We start from the raw sequence: 2,684 nt of genomic DNA, 5'->3' as shown, positions 1-2,684 counted from the left end.
CTCGTTCGCGCTGCTGGGCCTGCTGGCCGCGCTGGCCGGCAACTTCCTCGTGGAAGGGCTGCACAACCACAGCCACCTCGCCGTCGGCCTGGTGGCCTTCAGCGCCTTCGGCTCGGCGGGGGCGGCCCAGCTCCTCGCGGTGCGCGTCCCGCCGCGCGCCGGCCTGGTCGCGGGCATGACCGCCGTCCCGGTCGGGCTCGCCCTCATCGTCGCGGGCCTGTCCGCCGCCTCCCTGCCCGCCTTCCTGTGCGGCTCGGTGCTCGGTGGGGCGGGGGCGGGCACGTCCTTCAAGTCCGGCCTGGCGCTGGTGACGTCCCGGGCCACGCCCGACCGCGTCTCGGAGCTGGTCTCCGGCTACTTCGTCGCCGCGTACCTGGGCCTGACCGTGCCGGTCGTCGGCGTGGCCGTGCTGCTGGCCGAGGGCACGCTCATGACGGCGGCCGGCGTCTTCGCCGGGGTGGTGACGGTGCTGTGCCTGGGCAGCATCGGCGTCACCGCGGCCCTCGGCAACCGCACACCCACCCGAAGGACCCCGCCATGACCACCGCGCTCTCCCCCGTCGATCCCGACAGCTACCGCGCCCTGATGGCCGCCCATCCCGGCGGGGTGGCCGTGGTCACCACGGACGACGGCCTCGGCACCCCGTACGGCTTCGCCTGCACCGCGTGGTGCGGCGTGTCCCTCGACCCGCCGCTGCTGCTGGTGTGCGCCTCCACCACGGGCAGCACGCTGCCGGTGCTCGCCGGGCGCGGCTGGTTCGCCGTCAACCTCCTGCACGGGGCGGGGCGCCGCGCCGCGGAGGCCTTCGCCCACCGCGACGCGGGCCGGTTCTCGGCCGTCCCCTGGCAGCCCTCCCCGGCCACGCGCCTTCCCCTCCTCCCGGAGGACGCCCACACGGTCGCCGAATGCCGCGTCCACCGCCTGACCCCCGCCGGCGACCACACCGTCATCCTCGGCGAAATAGTCCGCACGACCACGACACGGGGCGCGGACGAGCCCCCACTGCTGTACGGAATGCGCCGGTACGCGACGTGGCCGACGCGATAGGGGGCTGCCACCGGGCCGGCGAAGCCGGGCCGTCCTCCCGCCGCGGCGGCGGGGGATGACCGCGGCCACGCACGGGGCGTGGGCCTGAGCCCGGCCTCCCCTTCCCTCCCGGCGAAGCCGGGAATCCGCCCGCCGCGACGGCGCCGCGCCATGACGGCGGAAAGGGGGCCGACCGCCGCCACGCGCAGGCCTGGGCCCGAGTCCGGGCCCCCTTCCCCCCCCCCGGCGAAGCCGGGAAAAGCCTCCCGCCGCAACGGCGCATCACCACCACGGCCGGAGACCGGCGGAACCCGCGCCCACCGGCACCGGCAGGGCCCCGGTGGGACCCGATACCACCGGACCCTCGCCATCGCGGCCGAACACCGCCGCGGCGGAAGGGGGGCGACTGCCCCCCTGCACAGGGCCCGAGCCCGGGGCGGTGGCCCCTCCTCCCCCGGCGAAGCCGGGAAATCCTCCCGCCGCGACGGCGCATCAGCACCACGGCGAGAGTCCGGCGGAATCCGCGCCCACCGGCACCGGCAGGGGCCCCGGCGGGACCCGATGCCGCCGGACCCTCGCCATCGTGGCCGAACGCCGCGGCGCCGGAAGGCCGTTCCTGCCGGAGCAGGAGTTCTCGTGGCGGCGAGGCGCCGCCACGCCATGGGCCCGGCGCAAGCCGGACCCGCGGCGGGGGCGCCCCGAACCCAGCCGGACGGCTAGTCCGCGTGGCCGAGTTGGAGGTCGCGTTCCGTGCGGCCTCCGCCGGCGACCTGGAGGACCGTGGCCACCGGCGGGTACCCCGCGGCGATGACGGTGTACTCGCCCGCCGAGAGGTCCACGAACCGGAAGGACCCGTCGGGCCCGGTGGTGGCGGTGTCGACGACGTTGCCCGCGGCGTCCAGGAGGGTGACGCGGGCGTCCTCGACCAGCCGGCCGCCCCCCGCCCGGACGACGCCGCGCAGGACGGCCCCGCCGGCGAGCTCGATGTCCTGCCGGGTCTCGCGGCAGGACTGGACGGTCACCGGCAGCGCGGCGGGCCGGAAGACGGGGGCGCTGCCGGCCAGCGTGTATTCACCTGCGACGAGTTCGGTGATGTCGTAGCCGCCGTCGCGGCCGGTGCGGGTGGAGGCGACGACCTCGCCATGCACGTTGGTGAGGGTGACGAGCGCGTCCCGCACGGGCGAGCCGTCGGCGGTGAGCACGGTCCCGGCGAGGCGGCCGGCGCCGCCGAGCACGACGTCGAGCTCGACGGGGCGTTCGCCGACGGTGACGGTGACGGCCTGGGGCTGGTGGCCGCCCGCGGCCGCGATGAGGACGTAGGAGCCGGTGCCCGGCGTGCTGAGGGCGTACCGCCCGTCCTCGCCGGTGGCCCCGCGCCCGATCTGCCGTCCGCTGCTGTCGATCAGGGTGAGGGCGGCGCGGGGCACGGTGGTGCCGTCGTGGTGCTGGACGACTCCGGTGACGGGGATGCCCGGGACGAAGGGGGGTTCCTCCTCCGGCGGCGCGGTCCGCGCGGAGGGGATGACGGGGGCTTCGGCGAGGTTTTGGGACACCGGCGGTTTCTCCTTCAGCAGGAAGGCGAGTAAAAGGCCCAGGACGAGGACGGGTACGAGGTACAGGAAGAGCCGCGGCGCGGCGTCCGCGTAGGCGCGCACGTA

2 protein-coding genes and 1 pseudogene are annotated in these 2,684 nt (G+C 76.5%); 2 read left to right on the top strand and 1 reads right to left on the bottom strand.

Annotated features, from left to right (window positions below; translation table 11 throughout):
• Window positions 1–541, top strand: a pseudogene (locus V7793_RS36190) (MFS transporter); the annotation flags it as partial.
• Window positions 538–1,047 (top strand): flavin reductase family protein, encoded by a 510-nt coding sequence (locus V7793_RS36185; protein ID WP_336013922.1) that lies wholly within the window; start codon window positions 538–540, stop codon window positions 1,045–1,047. The pseudogene V7793_RS36190 and the gene V7793_RS36185, both read left to right, overlap by 4 nt.
• Window positions 1,048–1,742: 695 nt before the next feature.
• Here the strand turns inward: V7793_RS36185 and V7793_RS36180 are convergent.
• The coding region (locus V7793_RS36180) for an MSCRAMM family protein (RefSeq protein ID WP_336013921.1) at window positions 1,743–2,684 on the bottom strand (942 nt) is incomplete at its 5' end.

The organism is Streptomyces sp. KLMMK (assembly GCF_036961605.1).
GTDB classification, from domain to species: domain Bacteria; phylum Actinomycetota; class Actinomycetes; order Streptomycetales; family Streptomycetaceae; genus Streptomyces; species Streptomyces telluris.
Note: the sequence above shows the minus strand (reverse complement) of the source record. Positions and strands in the feature narration are given on the sequence as shown.

Bases quoted from the DNA above. Each gene is read 5' to 3' on its own strand.
- V7793_RS36185 (WP_336013922.1), top strand. From the start codon at position 538: ATGACCACCGCGCTCTCCCCCGTCGATCCCGACAGCTACCGCGCCCTG.